The organism is Arthrobacter sp. (assembly GCF_030540645.1).
Lineage (GTDB): Bacteria > Actinomycetota > Actinomycetes > Actinomycetales > Micrococcaceae > Specibacter.
Genome location: NZ_JAUNVV010000061.1, coordinates 1 through 19,474 on the forward strand (window position 1 = coordinate 1; position 19,474 = coordinate 19,474).

Below are 19,474 nucleotides of genomic sequence, written 5' to 3' on the forward strand. Positions count from 1 at the left end.
CAAACAAGCAAAACAACACTCATCCATCAACAACGATCAGCACCGGGGCAACTTCTAAATCTTACCCGACTGAATTCCAGGAAGTCAAATCCATGATTTCGACTAGATTCAAACTCACATTTGAACGCAATTCATTAGGCCTATTTTCGAGGCCAGAGGATTGGTCTTGTCCGGATCTGAACCGTTCGTTCAGCGGAATACTAACTCTAGCACCTCCCCGCCGCGATCACCAAACGGAGGGGAGGTGCTGCCAAAGTGGTCGCTCTAGGACTCGACGGGCGCCAAATACAGGGCGCCCAACGGCGGAACACGGAGCCTCAATGAGGTTTCCTGACCGTCCCACGGCAGTGCTTCGGCCAACATTGTCCCTGAGTTACCGACGTCGGATCCGCCAAATTTCGCGAGGTCTGTGTTGAGCACTTCCTGCCACTGGCCGGCTTGGGGAACACCAATCCGGTAGCCCTCATATGCCACGCCGGCAAAGTTGAAGACGCAGACAAGCGGGTTGCCGTTCTTGTCCAGGCGAACAAAGGAGATGACGTTGTGTTCGGTGTCTCCCCCGTTGAGCCAGGTGAAGCCTTCCGGAACATTGTCCAGCTCATAGAGTGCGGGAATACTCGAATAGTGATCGTTGAGTTCCTTGATCAGGGTCTGCACGGCGCTGTGTGAGGGGTTTTCTGCCAACCACCAGTCCAAGCCGTGTTGTTCACTCCATTCGGACTCCTGCCCGAACTCGGTCCCCATGAAGATCAGCTGCTTGCCTGGATGCGCCCACTGGAAAGCAAGGTAGGCCCGCAGGTTAGCCAGCTGCTGCCAGCGGTCTCCTGGCATTTTGCGCAGCAGTGACCCCTTCCCGTGCACCACTTCATCATGGCTGATGGGCAGAAGGAAGTTCTCGGTAAACGCGTAGACAAGTGAGAACGTGATCTGGTTGTGGTGCCAGCCCCGGTTGACCGGGTCCTCCTCCATGTAGGAGAGCGAGTCGTGCATCCAGCCCATGTTCCACTTAATGCCAAAGCCGAGCCCGCCGGCGCTTGTCGGCCCAGTGACCCCGGGGAATGCCGTGGACTCTTCAGCAATAGTGACAATCCCGGGATTGCGGCGATACGCAGTGGCATTCATTTCCTGCAGGAAGCTGATGGCCTCCAAGTTTTCCCGGCCGCCGAAACGGTTGGGACTCCAAGCGCCTTCGTCCCGTGAGTAGTCCAAGTAGAGCATGGAGGCCACAGCATCCACACGCAGACCGTCAATGTGGAATTCCTCCATCCAGTACAGCGCATTTGCCACCAGGAAGTTCTTCACCTCATTGCGGCCGAAGTCGAAGATCAGTGTGCCCCAGTCGGGGTGTTCACCCAGCCGCGGATCGGAGTGCTCATATTGTGCCTGCCCGTTGAACTTGGCCAGCGCCCAGTCATCCTTCGGGAAATGCGCTGGCACCCAGTCCATGATGACGCCAATACCGGCTTGGTGCAGTGAATCCACCAGCAGGCGGAATTCGTCGGGGTGTCCAAAACGGGCGGTCGGCGCGTAGTAGGACGTGACTTGGTAGCCCCATGAGCCGCCAAACGGGTGTTCTGAAACAGGCATGAGCTCCACGTGGGTGAACCCCAGCCCATGAACATAGTCAACAAGCTCCGTGGCCAGTTCCTTATAGCTCAGCCCCGGCCGCCAGGAACCCAGGTGCACTTCGTAGACACTCATGGGCGAATTGTGCGGATCCACTTGTGCACGCCGAGCCATCCACTCCGCATCCTGGAACACGTAGCTTGATTCAACAACACGTGAGGCAGTCAACGGCGGCACTTCCGTGCCATAGGCCATGGGATCAGCCTTCTCCAGCCAGTCGCCATTTTCACTGAGGATCTGGAACTTGTAGCGCTCCCCCGCAGCCACGTCGGGAATGAACAATTCCCAAATGCCACTATTGCCCAAGCTTCGCATGGCATGGCCGCGGCCATCCCAGCCGTTGAATTCGCCGATGACCCGCACCGCCTGAACGGCCGGCACCCAGACGGCAAAACTGACTCCCGTTACTTCGCCCAACGTTGAGTGGTAACGCTGCACGTGTGCACCCAACACAGTCCACAACGTCTCATGCCTGCCCTCGGCGATGAGGTGCATGTCCAGTTCACCCACCGTGGGCAGGTAGCGGTAGGCGTCATCACTGCGGTGGACACCTTCGGCGTAGCTGACATCCAGGCGGTAGTCCGGCACGTGGCCTGGTTCCTCCACCTGAACAACTGCAGTCCAAATGCCGCCGTGTTCATGGGTCATGGGGAATTCCCCGTGCTCAGTCACCAACTGCACGGATTGAGCCAAATGCCGCAGTGTTCGCACCGTAACATTGCCGTCCCCGTGCAGGTGTGCGCCAAGCACTGAATGCGGGGCGTAGTAGGTGCCCTCGGAAATTCGCGCCAAAACTCCCGCATCAACTGCCAGAGGGGCTTTTATATCCAGTCCCATGTCTACTCCATTTTCCTTTGAATCAAACAAATCCCGCACGGCCGTTATCGGCACCCAGGCCCAATCGGGCCGATTCTGTAATTCGTAAACAACCTCATAAAGCGCCTTATCAAGCCACAATGCCACGAAAAGGGGGCTCTTGCGCGCAATGCTCTCCCCTGACACGTTTTCATATCCCTTTATGAAGGCATCGGAGCAGTTGCGGACCCATTGTGCACCGGCGTCCGCGGACCCGGCATTATTGGCGGCAGAATGGGCCCCGGCATAGTCAAAGGAGCGCAGCATTCCGGCAATGTCTCGTAGCGTCACGTCTGCCAGACCACGTTCTGCCAGTGGCCGCAACGGTTCGCCTTCAAAGTCCAGAATGTACCAAGCTGTTGCTCCGGGACCACCTTTCAGCAGTTGTCCCAGGTGCAAATCCCCGTGAATACGCTGGGTTTGCGGCAGAGACTTTATTTGGTGCAGTTGGGCTATAAACGCGTGCACAGCATCGTCGTATGGTCCGACGTCGGCGCCAGCCAGTTCCCAGGCCCACTCCAGTCGGTTCGCAATCGCATCAATGAATGCCGCAGTCTCAGCCACGTTGTACAGGTGCGTGCCCAGGCTGTTGCGCAGACTGCCGTGAACGTGGGCAAGCGCCGATCCGATATCGTAGGCGTTTGCCGAAAAATCTTCACCTGCGGCGGCTGCAGCGAGTGCCACTTCCCAGCCGTCCTGCGCATCCCGGACCAAGTCGTGGATGACAAAAAGTGTGGTGTCCACTTCCGTCAAGCCGACGGCGGCCTGCAGCGCCGGAACATGCGGCTCGCCGATCCCGCCAGCCAGGGTGGCCAGCGCCTTGCCAATTTCAACTTCCGGATGAACCCCGGCCTGCAGAACCCTGAAGAACTTGGCCATGAAGGCCTTGCTCCCGAGCTCAAAAATAACCGAACTGTTGGACTGCTCGGTTCCGATCAAACGGATGCCCGACGCCGGCTGCTCCCCTAGACTTGCCAACCGAGGGTTGCGCCACATCCAGAGGTGCCCCGCGGATTCTGGATCCGAGGACATGCCTGCTCCGTTTTCGGCGAGTTCCTTGTGCCCGGCGAGTTCCCCCAGCCAGGCTTGCATAAACGCTGGGTCGGCCAAGCCGTCATACACGCGCCCGCCCGACCAGTGGCCTGCACCCGACCAGGGGGCGCCATCCGGCCTTGCCGCACCAGCGGCGAGGTTGCCAAGAAGAGCCGCCTCCGGCAACTCGGCGCCAACCCGGCCTGTATTTGGTACATCTGTACCAAATTGATAAAAGCTTAACGGCACCTGCAGCGTGAGCCGGGTTCCGGCGTCGTACTTGCCTGCATCCGCGTCTGCGTCATTGCCTGAGTCCGTGGAACCCTCTGCTTCAGGGAAATCCACCGTGACAAGCAGGACCAGCCGCGTACAAGCAGGGTCGGGGGATGGAAGCTCAAAACCACTGGCAATGCCCAGCCGTGCACCAACTCCGGCCGCCCCCTTTCGCGGGTACCAGCGCTGCCGTGGAAGCCAATCAGCCAACAGGCCCAGAAGCGTCCCCGTCATCAGTACCCGTGCTCCGTTTCACTGATGATAGGCATCGCCTGCGTCTGGGTGGAAAGCACGTTGGATGCCTGAGAACGCACCCGCAGCCAATAAAAGTCGTAGGAACCAAGGGTCAGTGTCACTTGGCCCTTGTCATCGATGCCGGGAAAGATGCCCCTACCGAAGACGTCCCGCAGCCCGCGGCCGGCCAAACCGGGAACGTCAAGAGTGACGGCGGCAGGATGTTGGGAAAGATTGAAAACACACAGAATCGATTCCGGCCACTCCCCTTCCTCATTACCCACAGCCAGCACGCGCAGGAACACCAGCACTGCTTCATTGCTGCAGGCCACCGGCTCATAGCGGCCAAGCCCAAACGCTGGGTGGGCTTTGCGGACCTGCAATATTTGTTTGTTCCAATGGAGCAGGGAACTCGTGTGGGCGGTCTGCGCTTCAACATTGACGTGGTTGTAGTGGTAGACAAGGGACTGCACCACCGGCAGATACAGCTTGCCCGGATCTGCGTGGGAAAAGCCGGCATTGCGGTCAGGGTTCCACTGCATCGGAGTGCGTGATGCGTCCCGGTCGTCAAGCCAGATGTTGTCGCCCATGCCGATCTCGTCGCCATAGTACAAAAAGGGGCTGCCGGGCAGCGCCAGCAACAGCGCGTTGATCAGTTCAATCTCCGACCGGGAGTTATCCAGCAGCGGGGCCAGGCGCCGCCGGATGCCGATATTGGCCCGCATGCGTGAGTCCGGTGCGTACCAGCCCAACATGGCCTCGCGCTCATTGGGCGTGACCATCTCCAGCGTGAGCTCGTCATGGTTACGCAGGAACGTCCCCCATTGGGCTCCCTTGGGGATATCCGGCGTATTGGCCATGGTCTCGATGATGGGTGCAGCTTTTTGATCCCGCAGCCCGTAATAGAGCCGGGGCATGATGGGGAAGTGGAAAGCCATGTGGCACTCCGGCTTATCCGGGGTGCCAAAATAGTCCACGACTTCGTCGGGCATCTGGTTGGCCTCCGCGATGATGATGCGACCGGGGAACTCGGCATCGACCATGGCTCGAAGTTCCTGCAAAAACACGTGGGTGGCCGGAAGGTTCTCGCAGTTCGTGCCATCCTCGGCGTACAGGTAGGGGATGGCATCGGCACGAAATCCGTCTATGCCCTGTCCAAGCCAAAAACGCACGATGTCAAAGATGGCTTCCCGCACCTTGGGATTCTCATAGTTCAGGTCAGGCTGGTGGCTGAAGAACCTGTGCCAGAAGTACTGTCGCCGGACCGGGTCGAACGCCCAGTTCGATTCCTCAGTGTCCACAAAGATGATCCGGGCATCCTCATACAGCTCCGTGGTGTCGCTCCACATGTAGAAATCACCCATGGGTCCTTCAGGATCTTCACGGGAAGCCTTGAACCACGGATGCTGGTCGGAGGTGTGGTTCAGCGGCAGGTCAATGATGATGCGCATGCCGCGTTCATGGGCCTGCGCAACCAGAGACTTGAAGTCGGAAATGGTGCCATAGGCATCGATGACGGTCTTGAAGTCGCGGACGTCGTAGCCGCCGTCGTGCAGGGGTGAGTCTAGAAACGGGGGCAGCCACAGACAATCAATGCCGAGCCATTGCAGGTAGTCAAGCCGGGAAATCAGTCCGGAAAAGTCTCCCGCCCCATCGCCGTTGGCATCCGCGAAGCTCTGCACCAGAACTTCATAGAAGACAGCCTTGCGGTACCAGTGTGGATCGTGGGCAAGCCCAGGAGCGTTCAAATTGAACTTTGGTGCGCTGTTGTCGACGTGGGAGAAGGTCATGTTCAGCTCCTGACATGCAGAATGTGGGCCGGTTCCATGTGGGCATCCAGCCTGAAGTAATTGCGTTTGCCCCAATTCCACGTGGCTCCGGTAATCAGCTCCTCCACGATGAACGTTCCATCGGGGGAGAGCTGGTCCAGGCCAAGCGCATCAAGGTCAAGGTTCACTTCCCCTTCACGCATGCTGTGCGGGTCAACGTTGATGACAACAATGATGGTGTCCTTGCGGGCCGGTTCGCTGTCCGTGGCTGCAATGTGCTTGTGCTTGCTGAACACCAGAGTCGCCTCGTCGGTGCTCTCGTGCAGGCTCAGATTCTGCAGGTCAAGCAGCGCCGGGTGGGCCCTGCGAATATTGTTCAGCTTCGTCACGAACGGTGCCAACGACTTGCCCTGGGCTTCCGCCGCAGCAAAGCCCCGGGCCTTGTACTCGTATTTTTCGTTGTCAATATTCTCTTCGGAGCCGGGGCGTGCCACGTGCTCGTACAGTTCATAGCCAGCGTACATGCCCCAGAGCGGGCTGCTCATGGCGGCCAGGATGGCGCGGATCTTAAACGCTGCAGGACCGCCGTATTGCAGGTACTCGGTGAGAATGTCAGGGGTGTTCACGAAGAAGTTGGGCCGGAAGTAACCAGCCGATTCGCTACTGACATGGACCAGGTATTCTTCGAGTTCTTCCTTGGTGTTGCGCCACGTGAAGTAGCTGTACGACTGCTGGAACCCGGCCCTGCCCAAGGCAGCCATCATGGCCGGGCGGGTGAATGCCTCGGCGAGGAACACAATGTCGGGGCGTTCCGCGTTGATGGTGCCGATCAGCCATTCCCAGAACCAGACTGGCTTGGTGTGCGGGTTGTCCACCCGGAAAATCCGCACACCATGGTCAATCCACAGCCTGACAATACGCAAGATCTCCGCGGACAACCCGGCAGGGTCGTTGTCGAAGTTCAACGGGTAGATGTCCTGGTATTTTTTCGGCGGGTTTTCCGCGTAGGCGATGGTTCCATCAATTCGTGTGGTGAACCATTCCGGATTCGTCGTGGCCCAGGGGTGGTCCGGGGCGCACTGCAGGGCCAGATCCAGCGCAACTTCAAGCTTCAACTCATTGGCCGCCGCCACAAACGCATCAAAGTCTTCAAAAGTGCCCAACTCCGGGTGGATGGCGTCATGCCCGCCGTCGGCTGAGCCAATGGCCCACGGCGAACCGGGGTCGGCGGGGCCTGCCGTCAGCGAATTGTTCGGCCCCTTGCGGTTGACGGTGCCGATCGGGTGGATCGGCGGCAGGTACACCACGTCGAAGCCCATGGCTGCAACGGCTGGCAGCCGGTCCACGGCCGTGCGGAAGTTCCCACTGGTCCACTGCCCCGTCTGCGAGTCATGGCGGGCACCCTCAGAGCGCGGGAAGAACTCATACCAGGCACCGCGTCCTGCCGCATCACGCTCAACGTAGAGCGGGTAGGACTCGCTGCGGGTCACTAGATCTCGAAGCGGATAACGCACGACGGCGGCACGCACGTCAGCACTGGTCCCTGCCGCCAGGCGGTCAATGACGTTCAGTGAGTCGTCGGCAAGGGTGTTTGCGGCGTGTTGGAAGACGCCGGCAGCAGCCTCGTCAGGAGTGTCCCTGGCGGCGCCGTGCAACAGTTCTGCGCCCTCGGCCAGCATGACGTCAACGTCCACATCGGCGTTTATTTTCACCTGGGCGTTATGCGCCCACGTAGCGTAGTTATCGCTCCAGCCTTCAATGGCAAAGCTCCAATGGCCTTCAAACGCCGGAGTCAGCACTCCCACCCAAGAATCGGTGCCCTTGGGGCCCGCGGTAAGCCTGGTGCGCTGGGCTTCGCTGCCGTCGGGCGCGAACAAGATCGCTGTGACTCCAAGAAGATCGTGGCCCTCGCGGAAGACCACGGCGCTCACACGCACGTCGGCACCACGGACGCCCTTGGCAGGGAATTTTCCGCCTTCAAGCACCGGCTGCACGTTCGTGATGGGAATCCGGCCAAAGCGCAGTCCGCTCTGCGGGTCCGCTGGCACCGACTGCTGGTGCCCTGCGGCACCGTTTTCGGTGGCTGCGGCACCGTTTTCGGTGGCTGGCGTGGCAATGGCGGCTGTCATTTGAGACGAAGGCTTGGAAGTAGTCACAAAGTAGACGTTAGTCACTCCTCGCGCATAATGCTAAGGTCCGGCGGGAAATCGCAGGATTGCGCCGTCACGTGGATGACACATACGCCATGTTCCGGAAAGGTTACGTCGCCAACGTCGCAAAAGACACACCAGTCCGGTGTTTTTAAGATTCATGAACTATGGTGACCGGCATGAAGGCAATCCGCAGATTCACCGTCCGCTCCCTCGTTCCTGCGCAGATTTCTGCGCTGACACAACTGGCCACCAACCTCCGCTGGTCATGGCACCAGCCGACCCGCGCCATGTTTGAATCGCTCAACCCAGAGCTGTGGGAGAAGTCCCGCCGCGACCCCTTGGCCATGCTCTCGGCCATGTCCCGCGAGCAATTGCAGGAGCTGGCTCAGGACCACGATGTTGTGGCCCGTGTGGCAACAGCCGAGCAAAGTCTCAAGAATTACATCGCCAACCCCCGCTGGTACCAGGAACTGGGCGAAGAAGCCCCCAAGTGCATCGCATACTTCTCCCCCGAATTTGGCATTACTGAAGTCCTCCCCCAGTACTCCGGCGGACTGGGCATCCTCGCCGGTGACCACCTGAAGTCCGCATCCGACCTCGGTGTGCCGCTGATCGGCGTCGGACTTCTGTACCAGGCCGGCTACTTCAAGCAGTCGCTGTCCCGGGACGCCTGGCAGCAGGAAACCTACCCGCTGCTTGACCCGGACGCACTCCCCCTGACCCTGCTGCGCGAAGACGACGGCACCCCCATCCAGATTCAGCTCCCACTGCCCGACAACCGCGTGTTGCGCGCCCACATTTGGCGTGCCGATGTGGGCCGTGTGCCCCTGCTGCTACTTGATTCCAACGTTGCCGAAAACGACGATGCCGCCCGCGGCGTGACGGACAGGCTGTACGGCGGCGGCGGCGACCACCGCCTGACCCAGGAACTGCTCTTGGGCATGGGCGGCGTCAAGGCGCTGCGCGTCCACGCCCGCCTCACCGGAACTCCGGCCCCGGAAGTGTTCCACACCAACGAAGGCCACGCCGGTTTCCTCGGCATCGAGCGCATCCGCGAGCTCATGGACCCGTCCGTGACCGAGGAGCCACTGACGTGGAACGAGGCGCTGGCCGCCGGCCGGGCCTCCACCGTGTTCACCACGCACACTCCCGTCCCTGCCGGGATCGACCGGTTCCCGCGTGGCATGATCGAGCACTTCTTTGCCGGTTCGCTGGCACCGGGAGTGCCCGTTGACCAGATCCTTTCCCTAGGTGCCGAAACGTACGACGACGGCGACCCGGACGTCTTCAACATGGCGCTCATGGGCCTGCGTCTGGCCCAGCGCGCCAACGGCGTGGCCAAACTGCACGGCGTGGTTTCCCGCGGCATGTTCTCCGGCTTGTGGCCAGGATTCGATGTCCAGGACGTTCCGATCACGTCGGTGACCAACGGCGTGCACGTGCCGACCTGGATCGACCCCGCCTGGGTGGCCTTGGTTCGGGAACGTTTTGACAGCGATGTCCTTGACGCAACCGACTGGTCCAAGATCTGGGACATCAGCGACGAGGACGTGTGGGCGCTGCGCCGCAGCGTTCGCACCGAGCTGGTCAAGGATGCACGGCGCCGCCTGCGTTCCTCGTGGAGGAAGCGCGGAGCAGCCGACGCCCAGCTGGCATGGACCGATTCGGCCCTCGACCCGGATGTGCTCACGATCGGCTTTGCCCGCCGCGTGCCCACCTACAAGCGCCTTACCCTGATGCTGCGCGACCCTGCCCGGCTGAAGGCCCTGCTGCTGCACCCCACCCACCCGATCCAGATCATCATCGCGGGCAAGTCCCACCCTGCCGACGACTCCGGCAAGAAAATGATCCAGGACCTGGTGCAGTTCACCGACGACCCCGAGGTGCGTCACCGGATCGTCTTCCTGCCCAACTACGACATCGCCATGGCGCGCACACTGTTCCCCGGCTGTGACGTGTGGCTGAACAACCCGCTGCGACCGTTGGAAGCGTGCGGCACCTCCGGCATGAAGGCAGCCATCAACGGCTCGCTGAACCTCTCCGTCATGGATGGCTGGTGGGATGAGATGTACGACGGCGAAAACGGCTGGGCGATCCCCACGGCCAATACCGGCACCAGCGAGGACGAACGAGACGACATCGAATCGGCAGCGTTGTACGAGTTGTTGGAAACTCAGGTGGCGCCGAGGTTCTATGGAGAAACCGCGGGCTCTGATGGCGAGGCAGCCGGAGCGGCTGGTCCGTCAAAGCCGCAAACCGGCCATCTTCCCGCGCACTGGATCTCCATGATCAAGCACACTATTGCGCACTTGGGCCCGCAGGTTTCAGCGAACCGCATGGTCGCAGAGTATGTGGAGCGCCTGTACCAGCCCGCTGCACTGGCCGGACGCGTGGCACGTGCGGACGGATATGCTGCCACCAAGGAGCTTGCATCCTGGGTTGAGCGGGTACGCCCGGCCTGGTCCGCAATCGGCATAGAGCATGTGGAATCCCACGGGCTCGCAGATGAACCCCAGATCGGTGAATCGCTGCAGGTACGAGCTCATGTGAACTTGGGTGAGCTGCGTCCCGAAGACGTCACCGTCACGGTGGTTTATGGAACAGCTGGGGACTCGGATGAGCTCACCAACACCTCCACCGTTCCGCTGGAGCACGTGGAGGAAAACGGCCCCGGCCGCTACTTGTTCTCCACCGACTTGCTCATTGACCGTTCAGGGAGCTTTGGCTACGGCATCCAGGTGCTGCCTTCCCACAAGGCGCTGGCGAACCCGGCAGAGATGGGCTTGATCACCACCGCTTAATCCGCCCACACCTCGGTGAGGTTGGGGTTTGGGATGCCTGGCAGAAATGACTAGGTGTCCCAAACCCCAGCCTCATCTTTTGTTTTAAGTCGCTGGCGCGGACTGGCCAAGCGCCAGCACCCAAGCCCCAGCCCTAAGCGCTGGCGCTTAGGGCTGGGGCGGGTAGGTTCTAGCGCGGGCCCAAGTCGTTGCGGTACAGGTGGACGGTGTTCGCTTTCACCAGCACCGAAGCGCCAGGCTCCACCGCCGGAACTGAACGGGGCAGCCTGAAGGTGGGTTCGCCGTCGTCCGTCATAGTGGGAGACTCCGTGGTCATCCGCAACAGGTAGGGACGAGGAACAAAGGCCTCTTTGACGGCCTCTGCTGCCGCTACGTCAGCCGGCGCGGTGTCGGCATTCGCTGCGGTCTCGGTCACAGCTTCCGCGGTGGCTTCCAGCGCGGCCTCAGACGGCTCTGCGCCCACGGCGGCAAGCACATCTGTGTCCTCGGCCGCAACAGCATCTGTGTCAGGAGCCTCTGTGACGGAAGCAGCGTCAGTTTCGGGTGCAGCATCAGTTTCGACGTCATCTGCATCCGGCACCTCAACAGTCATTTCAACCGGTTCCTCAACCGTGGCTGCGACAGGGAAGCGCGGGTTGGCCGGAAGGACCACTTCTTCGTCGGTGATTCCGGTGTTGAGGACCACAAGGCCGTCCATCGTGCCATCAGGGGAACCCATGAGCATGGTGATGACACGCTCGTGGGGGTTCTTCCAAGCCTCGGGCGTCATGGGCTGGCCGTCGGCACCAAACCAGTAGATGAACGACTGTCCACCACGGGTGGGGTAGCTGCTTGGCTGGGCGGACAGGAAGTCCCGGCGAATGCGCAGGAGCCGTGTGGTGGCGGCCAGCATGGTCTTGGCCTCCAGATCCATGCTCCAGTCAAGCCAGGCGATCTCATTGTCCTGGCAGTACACATTGTTGTTGCCGCCCTGGCTGCGTCCAAGCTCGTCCCCGGCGGTGATCATGGGGATGCCTTGGGCCAAGAGCATGGTGGTCATCAGGTTTCGGGCAGTGCGGGCACGCTCCGCCAACGTGTTGGGGTTGTTCGTGATGCCCTCAACGCCGTGGTTCCAGCTGCGGTTATTACCCGTGCCGTCGCGGTTTTCTTCCTGGTTGTCAATGTTGTGCTTGTGGTTGTACGCGGTCAGGTCCGCCAGGGTGAAGCCGTCGTGGGCCGTCACCAGGTTGATCGAAGCCAGCAGGCTGCGCCCCGATTCGGCAAAGAGTGCCACGGAGCCTCCCAGCGCATCGCCGAAGGAGGCCAAACCGTTGTGGTGGTAGCCGGCCAGCATGGCCGCCCTGTCCGTCAACCACACTTCGCGCACGGTGTCGCGGAACGTGTCATTCCAGTCCGCCCAACCGGTGGGGAACTGGCCCGTCTGCCACCCGCCGTAGCCCACGTCCCACGGCTCTGAAATGAGCTTGGTGGAGGCCAGCACGCCGTCAGTGGCGGCCGCCAAAAGGAACGGATGCTGGTTGTTGAATTCGTGCACGCCATTGCGTGCCAAGGAGACAGCCAAGTCAAAGCGGAAGCCGTCAATGTGGAATTCCTCCACCCAGTAGCGCAGCGAATCCATGGCCATCTTGATCACGTGCGGGTTGCCGAAGTTCAGCGTATTCCCACACCCGGTGGTGTCATAGTAATGACCGTCGCGCATACGGTAGTACTGCTCTTCGGCCAGACCGCGCCAACTGTAGCTGGGGCCCCCGGGGCCGCCTTCAGCCGTGTGGTTGTACACCACATCAAGGATGACTTCGATCCCTGCGGCATGCAGCAGCTTGATCATGCCTTTCAGCTCTGCTTGCACCGCTGCCGGGCCAGCCGCCTGGGCGCTGGCACTGGCGTACTTCGCATGCGGGGCGAAAAAGCCCAGCGTGTTGTACCCCCAGTAGTTGCTCATCCCCGTTCCGTCCAAGTGGGGCTCGGAAATATGGAAGTGGATGGGCAAAAGTTCGACGGCGGTCACGCCTAGGTCTTGCAGGTGCTTGATCATGGCTGGATCGGCCATGCCCGCATAGGTGCCTTGGAACTTCACCGGCACGTCTGGGTGAAGTTGCGTTTGGCCACGCACGTGGGCTTCGTAGATTACTGTTTCGCGCCAAGGTGTGTTGGGGCGTTCGACGCTGCCCCAATCAAAGTCAGAAGCCATCCGCACGGATAAATACTTGGTTTCCCCGTCAGCATCGACTTGCTCGTCAATATACCGGCCATACGGGTCCAGCAGAAGCTGCTCCACGGAAGGGTCCACCAGGAGCATCTCCTCCTGGGTGGCCTCGATGTTCGTGTAGAAACCGTAGCGTGCCCCCATGGGCATGCCTTCCACCAGACCGTGGTGGATACCGTCGGTCTTGTCCGGCAGCAGCACTGCCTTCCACACCCCGTCCGGTGGCTGGAAGCACACCACAACATTGCGGTGATCCGGTGCATACACGGCAATGTTGGCCGCATCCGGACCGTGTTTCCGGGGGATGGGACTAACGCCCAATGGGAAGTGCCGCGACAGTGCGGCCCCAAGGCTGGTGTTCGACTCTACGACGGTGACAGGCATGCTTAAGCCTGAACCGCGCGTTGCCTGGAGATTTCGTACAGGCTGATGCCCACTGCCATGGAAGCGTTCAGCGACTCCATGGCCGAATCGATGGGGATGGAGACAATCTGGTCGCAGTTTTCCCGCACAAGGCGGGAGAGGCCCTTGCCTTCAGAGCCGACCACGACACATACCGGTTCGGTGGCGAGGGTGAGATTGGGCAGTGAAACGTCGCCGTCGCCGTCGAGCCCCAACACGAAGAAGCCCATCTTCTGGAACGCTGCAATGGCACGGTTCAGGTTCGGGGCCTTGGCGACGGGTACGCGAACGGCTGCTCCGGCGCTGGTCTTCCAGGCTGCAGCCGTCACACCGGCACTGCGGCGCTCAGGCACAATGACCGCGTGGCCGGAGAAGGCCGAGACACTGCGGATGATGGCGCCCAGGTTGCGGGTGTCGGTGATCCCGTCCAACGCCACGATGAGTGGGGCGTTGGCAATGTGGCCTTTTTTCCACTTGGCGATGATCTCGCTGGCCGTGTCCACGGCGTCCTCGTACTCGTACGGGGGGATCTGTAGGACCAGGCCCTGGTGGACGGCGTCTTCCGTCAACCGGTCAAGCTCAGGCTTGTGGGCTTCCAGCAGCGGGATGCCGCGTTCGGTGGCCAGCTTGATGGATTCGCGGACACGCTCATCCATGTCAACGCGCACGGCAACATAGAGCGCCTTGGCCGGGATTCCTGCACGCAGTGCCTCAACGACGGAGTTGCGGCCCGTGACGAGCTCCTCCATGGCACGGCCCTTGGGCCCGCTGTTGCGCCGGCCAGTTGGTTTGCCGCCACCGGAATGCTTGGCGGCGGAGCGCTCTGCCAGTTCCTGGTTCTTGAACGCCTTGTGGTAGGTCCGTTCGCTGGCCTTGGGCGTGGGACCCTTGCCTTCGAGGGCTTTCCGGCCGTGGCCGCCTGTGCCGACGCTGGGGCCCTTCTTGGTCTTGCGTACTGCCCCTGAGCGTGAACTACTGGCCATGGTGAAACCCTTACGATTGGTGCGGCTGCCTAAAGTCGGCGCCTAAGCTCGTCAAAAAAATCCGCAAGTGCACACATTTGAGGTGCACTGCGTTACGGAAAACAAAATACCCGTACCTAACAGCTTACGGCCTGAAGGCAAATTTAGTGGTATGGAGTCTTAATAGTGTGCTGCCTCACGCCCCGCCCACTCCCCCACGACGCTCCTGCACCTTCGGGGCTTAATCCGCGAACGCTCATGCATCCGGTGCGGGAGCGTTGGGCAAAACACCCCAGAAACTGCAGGAGCGTCGGTAGTTACTTTTTCAGGGACCAGGTGGAGCCTTCTGCGGAATCGGCGATCTCCACACCTGCCGCGGCCAGGGTGTCGCGGATCTTGTCCGACTCCGCCCAATTCTTCTCCGCGCGGGCTTGCGCACGGGCTTCCAACTGGGCGTTGGCCAGCACATCAAGGGCCGTCTGCTGCGCCGCAGAGCCGCTCCCCTGCTGCCACTGCTCATCCAGCGGGTTGATCCCCAAAGCCGACATCATGCCCACCGCAGACTGCAGCGCAAGCGCTGCCCCATCCTCGTCCTTGGCGGCCAAGGCGGTGTTGCCTGCACGAACCGTCTCATGCAGGACGGCGAGGGCGGCGGGCACGTTCAGGTCGTCGTCCATGGCCTCGCGGAACGCATCAGGGAGTGTGGCCGTCACACCCCAGTCTCCGTTGCCGCCCGGGAACAAGCGAGCGACGGCGGCGTGGATGAATGTTTCAATGCGTTCGACGGCGGCTGCAGCCTCGGCGAGCGAGGTGGGCCGGTAGTCCAGGACGGAGCGGTAATGCGCCTGTCCCAGGTAGTAGCGGACCACCAGGGGGCGGGCCAGCTCGAGCATTTCGCGTGGGTTGATCGTGTTGCCGATGGACTTTGACATCTTTTCGCCGGCATAGGTGACCATGCCGTTGTGCATCCAGAAGTTCGCGAAGCCGTGACCGGCGGCTTGGGACTGGGCCATCTCGTTTTCGTGGTGCGGGAAGCGCAGGTCAAGCCCGCCGCCGTGGATGTCGAACTCGGTGCCAAGGTATTTCGTGACCATGGCCGAGCACTCAAGGTGCCAGCCGGGGCGGCCGGCACCCCACGGTGAATCCCATTTGGCCGTCTCGGGTTCGCCTTCCTTATGGCCCTTCCACAGCGCAAAGTCGCGGGGGTCGCGCTTGCCCCGGGGGTCGGCGTCGGGCGCGGCCTGCATGTCGTCAATGTTCTGGTGGGTCAGCGAGCCGTACTGTGGCCAGGAGCGAACGTCGAAGTACACGTCGCCGGAGTTATCCAGGGCCGGGTAGGCGTGTCCGCGCTCAATGAGCGAAGCGATGAGTGCGTGCATTTCCGGGATGTGGCCGGTGGCACGCGGCTCATAGGTGGGCTTGAGGATGCCCAGGGCGTCATAAGCGTCCTCGAAGGCCTGTTCAAAACGGTAGGCCAGCGCCCACCAGGGCTCGTTGTTCTCGGCCGCCTTGACCAGGATCTTGTCATCGATGTCCGTCACGTTGCGGATGACGGTGACGGCGTAACCGGAGGTCTGCAGCCAGCGCGTGAGCTGGTCAAAGGCCAGTGCGGAGCGAACGTGGCCAATGTGTGGTTCGCCCTGGACGGTGGCGCCGCAATAGTACAGCGACACCTGCCCCTCTTTGAGCGGGACAAAGTCGCGGATGGAAGCAGTGGCGGAGTCATGGAAGCGCAGGGTCACGGCTCTAGGTTACCTCTCCCTGCGGCCTGGTGGTTCACGGTGTCCTGCCCGTCGCGAGCGACCACCAGTGCGGTAGCGATCGCCGTGATGCCTTCGCTGCGGCCGGGAAACCCGAGTCCGTCCGACGTGGTGGCACTAACCGAAACAGGGGCTCCTGCCGCAGCACTGAGGGTTGTTTCCGCTTCCTGGCGGCGCGGTGAGAATTTAGGCCGGTTACCAACAAATTGCACGGCGATGTTGCCGATTTCAAAGCCTGCCGCGCGGACGATACGTGCAGCCTCAGCCAGCAGGCTCACGCCCGAGGCCCCTTGATATTCCGGGCGGTCCGTGCCGAAGTGCGTGCCCAGATCCCCCACTCCAGCAGCCGAGAACAAGGCGTCGGCAGCGGCGTGCGCCACGGCGTCGCCGTCGGAATGGCCGCTGAGGCCGCGTTCGCCTTCCCAATGCAGCCCGGCCAGCCACAGTGGTGCCGGGCTATCCAGCGGGGCAAAGGCGTGGATGTCGATCCCAATGCCTGTCCGGGGCAGCATCATGTGCTCTACCCTTCCACCCAGCGGGGGCGCAGCGGACCCTCGAGCATGGCCTCGGCCAGCAGAAGGTCCAGTGGCGTGGTGACCTTGAAGCTGTGGGTGGAGCCTTGGACCACGTACACCTCTTCACCCATGGATTCCACCAGCATGGCGTCGTCCGTGATGCGTGCGAGGGTCCCGGCGTCGAGCGTCAAGGCATGGGCGTGGGCCCGGCGTAGGGTCTCCAGCTCAAAACCCTGCGGGGTCTGCACGGCGCGCAGCTGGTTTCGAGGCGGCGTGGCCACGACTCTTTCAACGCCGGCGCCCGTGGCGGGCAGGCTGGCCGGCTCAACGCTCTTGATGGTGTCGGTGACGGCCAGTGCCGGAATAACGGCTTTTGCTCCGTCATGGAGGGCGGCTGCCACCCGATTGAACACACCGGAGGGTGTCAGTGGCCTGGCGGCGTCGTGGATCATGACGGTGGTGACGCCGTCGGCAATTTCAGCCAACGCCGCATGCACCGACTCGGATCGCTGCGAGCCGCCCTCAACAATGCTGAACAGCAACCCGGCGGTGGCTGCTTCGGCACCCAACTTGCTGCAGATGGCTGCCATCTCGGAGTCGTCGGCAGGTATCGCAACACAGATTTGATCCGCAATTCCCGACTTGAAGACGCCGCGAACGGCGTGGACCAGCACGGCTTCCCCACCAAGCGGCACTCGCGCCTTGGGCACCCCATGGCCCAGCCGTTGTCCGGATCCTGCTGCAACTATCACGACGGCGCACGAGCCGACCTTCACCTCAGTCATAACCCCTACCCTAGTCGGCCGCACGAAGATTGTGCCGGACATGAAAAAACCCCACACCACCCGGTGCGGGGTTTTCCCATTGTCTGCTTACGAGTTCCCTGCTTGTGAGGCTATGAAGCCAACACCTCGTCAAGGACTTCTGCTGCCTTGTCCTCGTCAGTCTTTTCCGCCAGGGCCAGCTCGGAAATCAGGATCTGCCTCGCCTTGGCCAGCATGCGCTTTTCGCCTGCCGACAAGCCCCGGTCGTTGTCCCTGCGCCACAGGTCGCGAACGACTTCTGCAACCTTGATGACATCGCCGGATGCGAGCTTCTCCAGATTCGCCTTGTACCGGCGGGACCAGTTGGTGGGCTCCTCCGTAAACTCGGCGCGGAGCACCTGAAAAACGTGCTCCAGCCCTTCCTTACCTACAACGTCACGTACCCCAACAAGGTCTACGTTCTCAGCGGGAACTTCAATTGTCAGATCCCCCTGGGCAACCTTGAGCTTGAGATACATCTTCTCTTCACCCCGAACAGTGCGCATCTTGATCTCTTCGATCTTTGCCGCACCGTGGTGTGGGTAAACTACTGTCTCGCCGACCTCAAAAAGCATGTGGATTCTCCCTTTCCAATACTCCAGTTTACCACGGTTAAACTTCTACTTCCCTGAGTTTCCGCAGGTCAGAGGCTGCCAGCGCTACGCTGACCGCGCAATTCATCCAACAATTGGAGAATTGTTGACCCCTTGACTAAATGCCTTTGAAGTGCCTCAAGGAACGCCGGCTCCTATACATCTCCCACACAATTGTCTGGACGCACACGAAGGAAGCGCACTTTTACCACAATTGCGGATAAGCTGGGCAAAGATATTTTGTCTTTTCCCTGAGGAGTTACTGACGTGAGAATCGCTTCCGGCATCCCTGGTACCAAACGAGCGCAACGTTTGAGCCTGATTGCAGCCATCGGCATTGGCGCCATGGCCTTCACAGGTTGCAGTGCAATCAACCAACAAAGCACCACCATGGAGGTCACCGTCTCTGACGGCGTGAACTTGAACATGGGCAGCCTTGAACTCCGCAACGTCCTGGTCGTCTCCAAAGCTGAAGGCAGTCCCGGCCGCGTTCTTGGCACGTTCTACAACAAAGCCGATTCAGACATCACCCTGACCATCAGCGGCGCCCAAGGCTCGCAGACCGAGATCACGGTGAAGCCGAGCGTTCCGCTGGTGCTCAACGGCGAGTCCGACAAGGCCATTTTGAGCACCATGGGCGCAGCCCCGGGTGCCATCGAGACGCTTGAGTTGCGCTCCTCGGGTGCCGCATCTGAGACGGCCACGTTGAAGGTTCCCGTCCTTGACGGCACCTTGAGCGAGTACAAGAACATGGTGCCCACAGCGGAACCCACGTCCACCCCGTAATTGGCGAGTTGTAGCATTTCGCTCCAGCGGCTTTCCGCACGAGTTCCTGCACCATAGGCGCAGACGTGAATGGGGCCGGTTGTCTTCTGGACAACCGGCCCCATTTTTGTCCCCTGCGGTTGGGTACTTCGGGTCAATCACCTCGGGCGGGCACCGGAAGAAGTTCCCGTGCCCGCCCGAAGGTCAACTCAGCGCTTCGTGTTGCGCGCCAGCTGTTAGTGTGTTGCCGACCTGCGGCGGGTTGCAGCAAACGCTGTTGCCCCGGCCAGGACCAGCAAGACTGCCAGCCCGCCAAGCCAGGTGTTGTTCGCACCGGTGTTGGCCAGATCGTCATTGGCCGAATCATCATTCGCCGCTGCGCTGTTGCCAGCTGCGCCCTGATCCGTCGCCGGAACATTCGCAGCCGAGGCGGTGACGGTCAGGGGTGCACTTACCTGGTGAGCTTCCCCATCAAGCCCCACACCGTCGATGAGGACGCGGTGCTGGCCGGCCGGGGTGTCGGACGGCAGAACCACGCTCAAGCTCACAACGCCGTTGGCATCAGCGGTAGCCGTGCCCAACTGCACCGGCTCCGAGTGCAGCGTGAAGGTTGCGCTGCTCCCCGCTTTGAAGTTCTCCCCCGTGATGGTGAGCTTGCCGCCCTGCGCCACGGTGTCCGCGCTCAGTTTGATGCCGGGAGTCGCTGGCTCCTGAGACGGTGCCTC

Annotated in this window: 12 protein-coding genes; 2 read left to right on the forward strand and 10 right to left on the reverse strand. The window is 61.3% G+C overall.

The annotated features are described in order from the left end of the window. Positions 1–264 precede the first annotated feature (264 nt). Genes glgB through Q4P21_RS11590 form a run of 3 tightly spaced genes read right to left on the reverse strand, consistent with a single transcriptional unit; the run spans position 265 to position 7,918 of the window. Complete coding sequence (glgB, locus tag Q4P21_RS11580) at positions 265–4,020, reverse strand: 1,4-alpha-glucan branching protein GlgB (protein ID WP_303388922.1); 3,756 nt, start codon at positions 4,018–4,020, stop codon at positions 265–267. After that, entirely contained in the window at positions 4,020–5,810 is a 1,791-nt protein-coding gene (gene treS, locus Q4P21_RS11585) for a maltose alpha-D-glucosyltransferase (RefSeq protein ID WP_303388923.1), read from the reverse strand. The genes glgB and treS overlap by 1 nt, the downstream gene beginning before the upstream one ends. 2 nt (positions 5,811–5,812) lie before the next feature. Further along, complete coding sequence (locus tag Q4P21_RS11590) at positions 5,813–7,918, reverse strand: alpha-1,4-glucan--maltose-1-phosphate maltosyltransferase (RefSeq protein ID WP_303388924.1); 2,106 nt, start codon at positions 7,916–7,918, stop codon at positions 5,813–5,815. A gap of 200 nt (positions 7,919–8,118) precedes the next feature. Here Q4P21_RS11590 and glgP point away from each other — a divergent pair, with 200 nt between their 5' ends. Next, positions 8,119–10,743, forward strand: a complete 2,625-nt coding sequence (gene glgP, locus Q4P21_RS11595; RefSeq protein ID WP_303388925.1) for an alpha-glucan family phosphorylase — start codon at positions 8,119–8,121, stop codon at positions 10,741–10,743. A 169-nt stretch (positions 10,744–10,912) separates the two neighbouring features. Here the strand turns inward: glgP and glgX are convergent, their stop codons facing one another. The 6 genes from glgX to Q4P21_RS11625 form a co-directional block, all read right to left on the reverse strand. Continuing rightward, a complete protein-coding gene (gene glgX, locus Q4P21_RS11600; RefSeq protein ID WP_303388926.1) occupies positions 10,913–13,333 on the reverse strand; it encodes a glycogen debranching protein GlgX in 2,421 nt (806 codons plus the stop codon). Between the two features lie 2 nt (positions 13,334–13,335). Continuing rightward, on the reverse strand, positions 13,336–14,334 hold the full coding sequence (gene rlmB / locus Q4P21_RS11605) for a 23S rRNA (guanosine(2251)-2'-O)-methyltransferase RlmB (protein WP_303388927.1): 999 nt from the start codon (positions 14,332–14,334) through the stop codon (positions 13,336–13,338). Between the two features lie 296 nt (positions 14,335–14,630). Then, positions 14,631–16,055 (reverse strand): cysteine--tRNA ligase, encoded by a 1,425-nt coding sequence (gene cysS, locus Q4P21_RS11610; RefSeq protein WP_303388928.1) that lies wholly within the window; start codon positions 16,053–16,055, stop codon positions 14,631–14,633. Further along, positions 16,052–16,588 (reverse strand): 2-C-methyl-D-erythritol 2,4-cyclodiphosphate synthase, encoded by a 537-nt coding sequence (gene ispF / locus Q4P21_RS11615; RefSeq protein ID WP_303388929.1) that lies wholly within the window; start codon positions 16,586–16,588, stop codon positions 16,052–16,054. The genes cysS and ispF overlap by 4 nt, the downstream gene beginning before the upstream one ends. A 5-nt stretch (positions 16,589–16,593) precedes the next feature. Next, complete coding sequence (gene ispD / locus Q4P21_RS11620; RefSeq protein ID WP_303388930.1) at positions 16,594–17,373, reverse strand: 2-C-methyl-D-erythritol 4-phosphate cytidylyltransferase; 780 nt, start codon at positions 17,371–17,373, stop codon at positions 16,594–16,596. Positions 17,374–17,483: 110 nt separating this feature from the next. After that, positions 17,484–17,966: a CarD family transcriptional regulator gene (locus Q4P21_RS11625; protein ID WP_207345284.1), complete on the reverse strand. Its 483-nt coding sequence runs from the start codon at positions 17,964–17,966 to the stop codon at positions 17,484–17,486. Between the two features lie 285 nt (positions 17,967–18,251). On the opposite strand from Q4P21_RS11625, the gene Q4P21_RS11630 reads away from it, so the two are divergent. Then, the gene (locus Q4P21_RS11630; protein WP_303388931.1) at positions 18,252–18,770 is read left to right on the forward strand and encodes a hypothetical protein; all 519 of its coding nucleotides are present in this window, start codon (positions 18,252–18,254) and stop codon (positions 18,768–18,770) included. Between the two features lie 215 nt (positions 18,771–18,985). On the opposite strand, the gene Q4P21_RS11635 is transcribed toward Q4P21_RS11630, so the two are convergent. Next, a partial coding sequence (locus Q4P21_RS11635; protein ID WP_303388932.1) for an IPT/TIG domain-containing protein occupies positions 18,986–19,474 on the reverse strand: 489 nt, incomplete at its 5' end.

Bases quoted from the DNA above. Each gene is read 5' to 3' on its own strand.
- glgB (WP_303388922.1), bottom strand. From the start codon at position 4,020: ATGACGGGGACGCTTCTGGGCCTGTTGGCTGATTGGCTTCCACGGCAG.
- treS (WP_303388923.1), bottom strand. From the start codon at position 5,810: ATGACCTTCTCCCACGTCGACAACAGCGCACCAAAGTTCAATTTGAAC.
- Q4P21_RS11590 (WP_303388924.1), bottom strand. From the start codon at position 7,918: ATGACAGCCGCCATTGCCACGCCAGCCACCGAAAACGGTGCCGCAGCC.
- glgP (WP_303388925.1), top strand. From the start codon at position 8,119: ATGAAGGCAATCCGCAGATTCACCGTCCGCTCCCTCGTTCCTGCGCAG.
- glgX (WP_303388926.1), bottom strand. From the start codon at position 13,333: ATGCCTGTCACCGTCGTAGAGTCGAACACCAGCCTTGGGGCCGCACTG.
- rlmB (WP_303388927.1), bottom strand. From the start codon at position 14,334: ATGGCCAGTAGTTCACGCTCAGGGGCAGTACGCAAGACCAAGAAGGGC.
- ispF (WP_303388929.1), bottom strand. From the start codon at position 16,588: ATGATGCTGCCCCGGACAGGCATTGGGATCGACATCCACGCCTTTGCC.
- ispD (WP_303388930.1), bottom strand. From the start codon at position 17,373: ATGACTGAGGTGAAGGTCGGCTCGTGCGCCGTCGTGATAGTTGCAGCA.
- Q4P21_RS11625 (WP_207345284.1), bottom strand. From the start codon at position 17,966: ATGCTTTTTGAGGTCGGCGAGACAGTAGTTTACCCACACCACGGTGCG.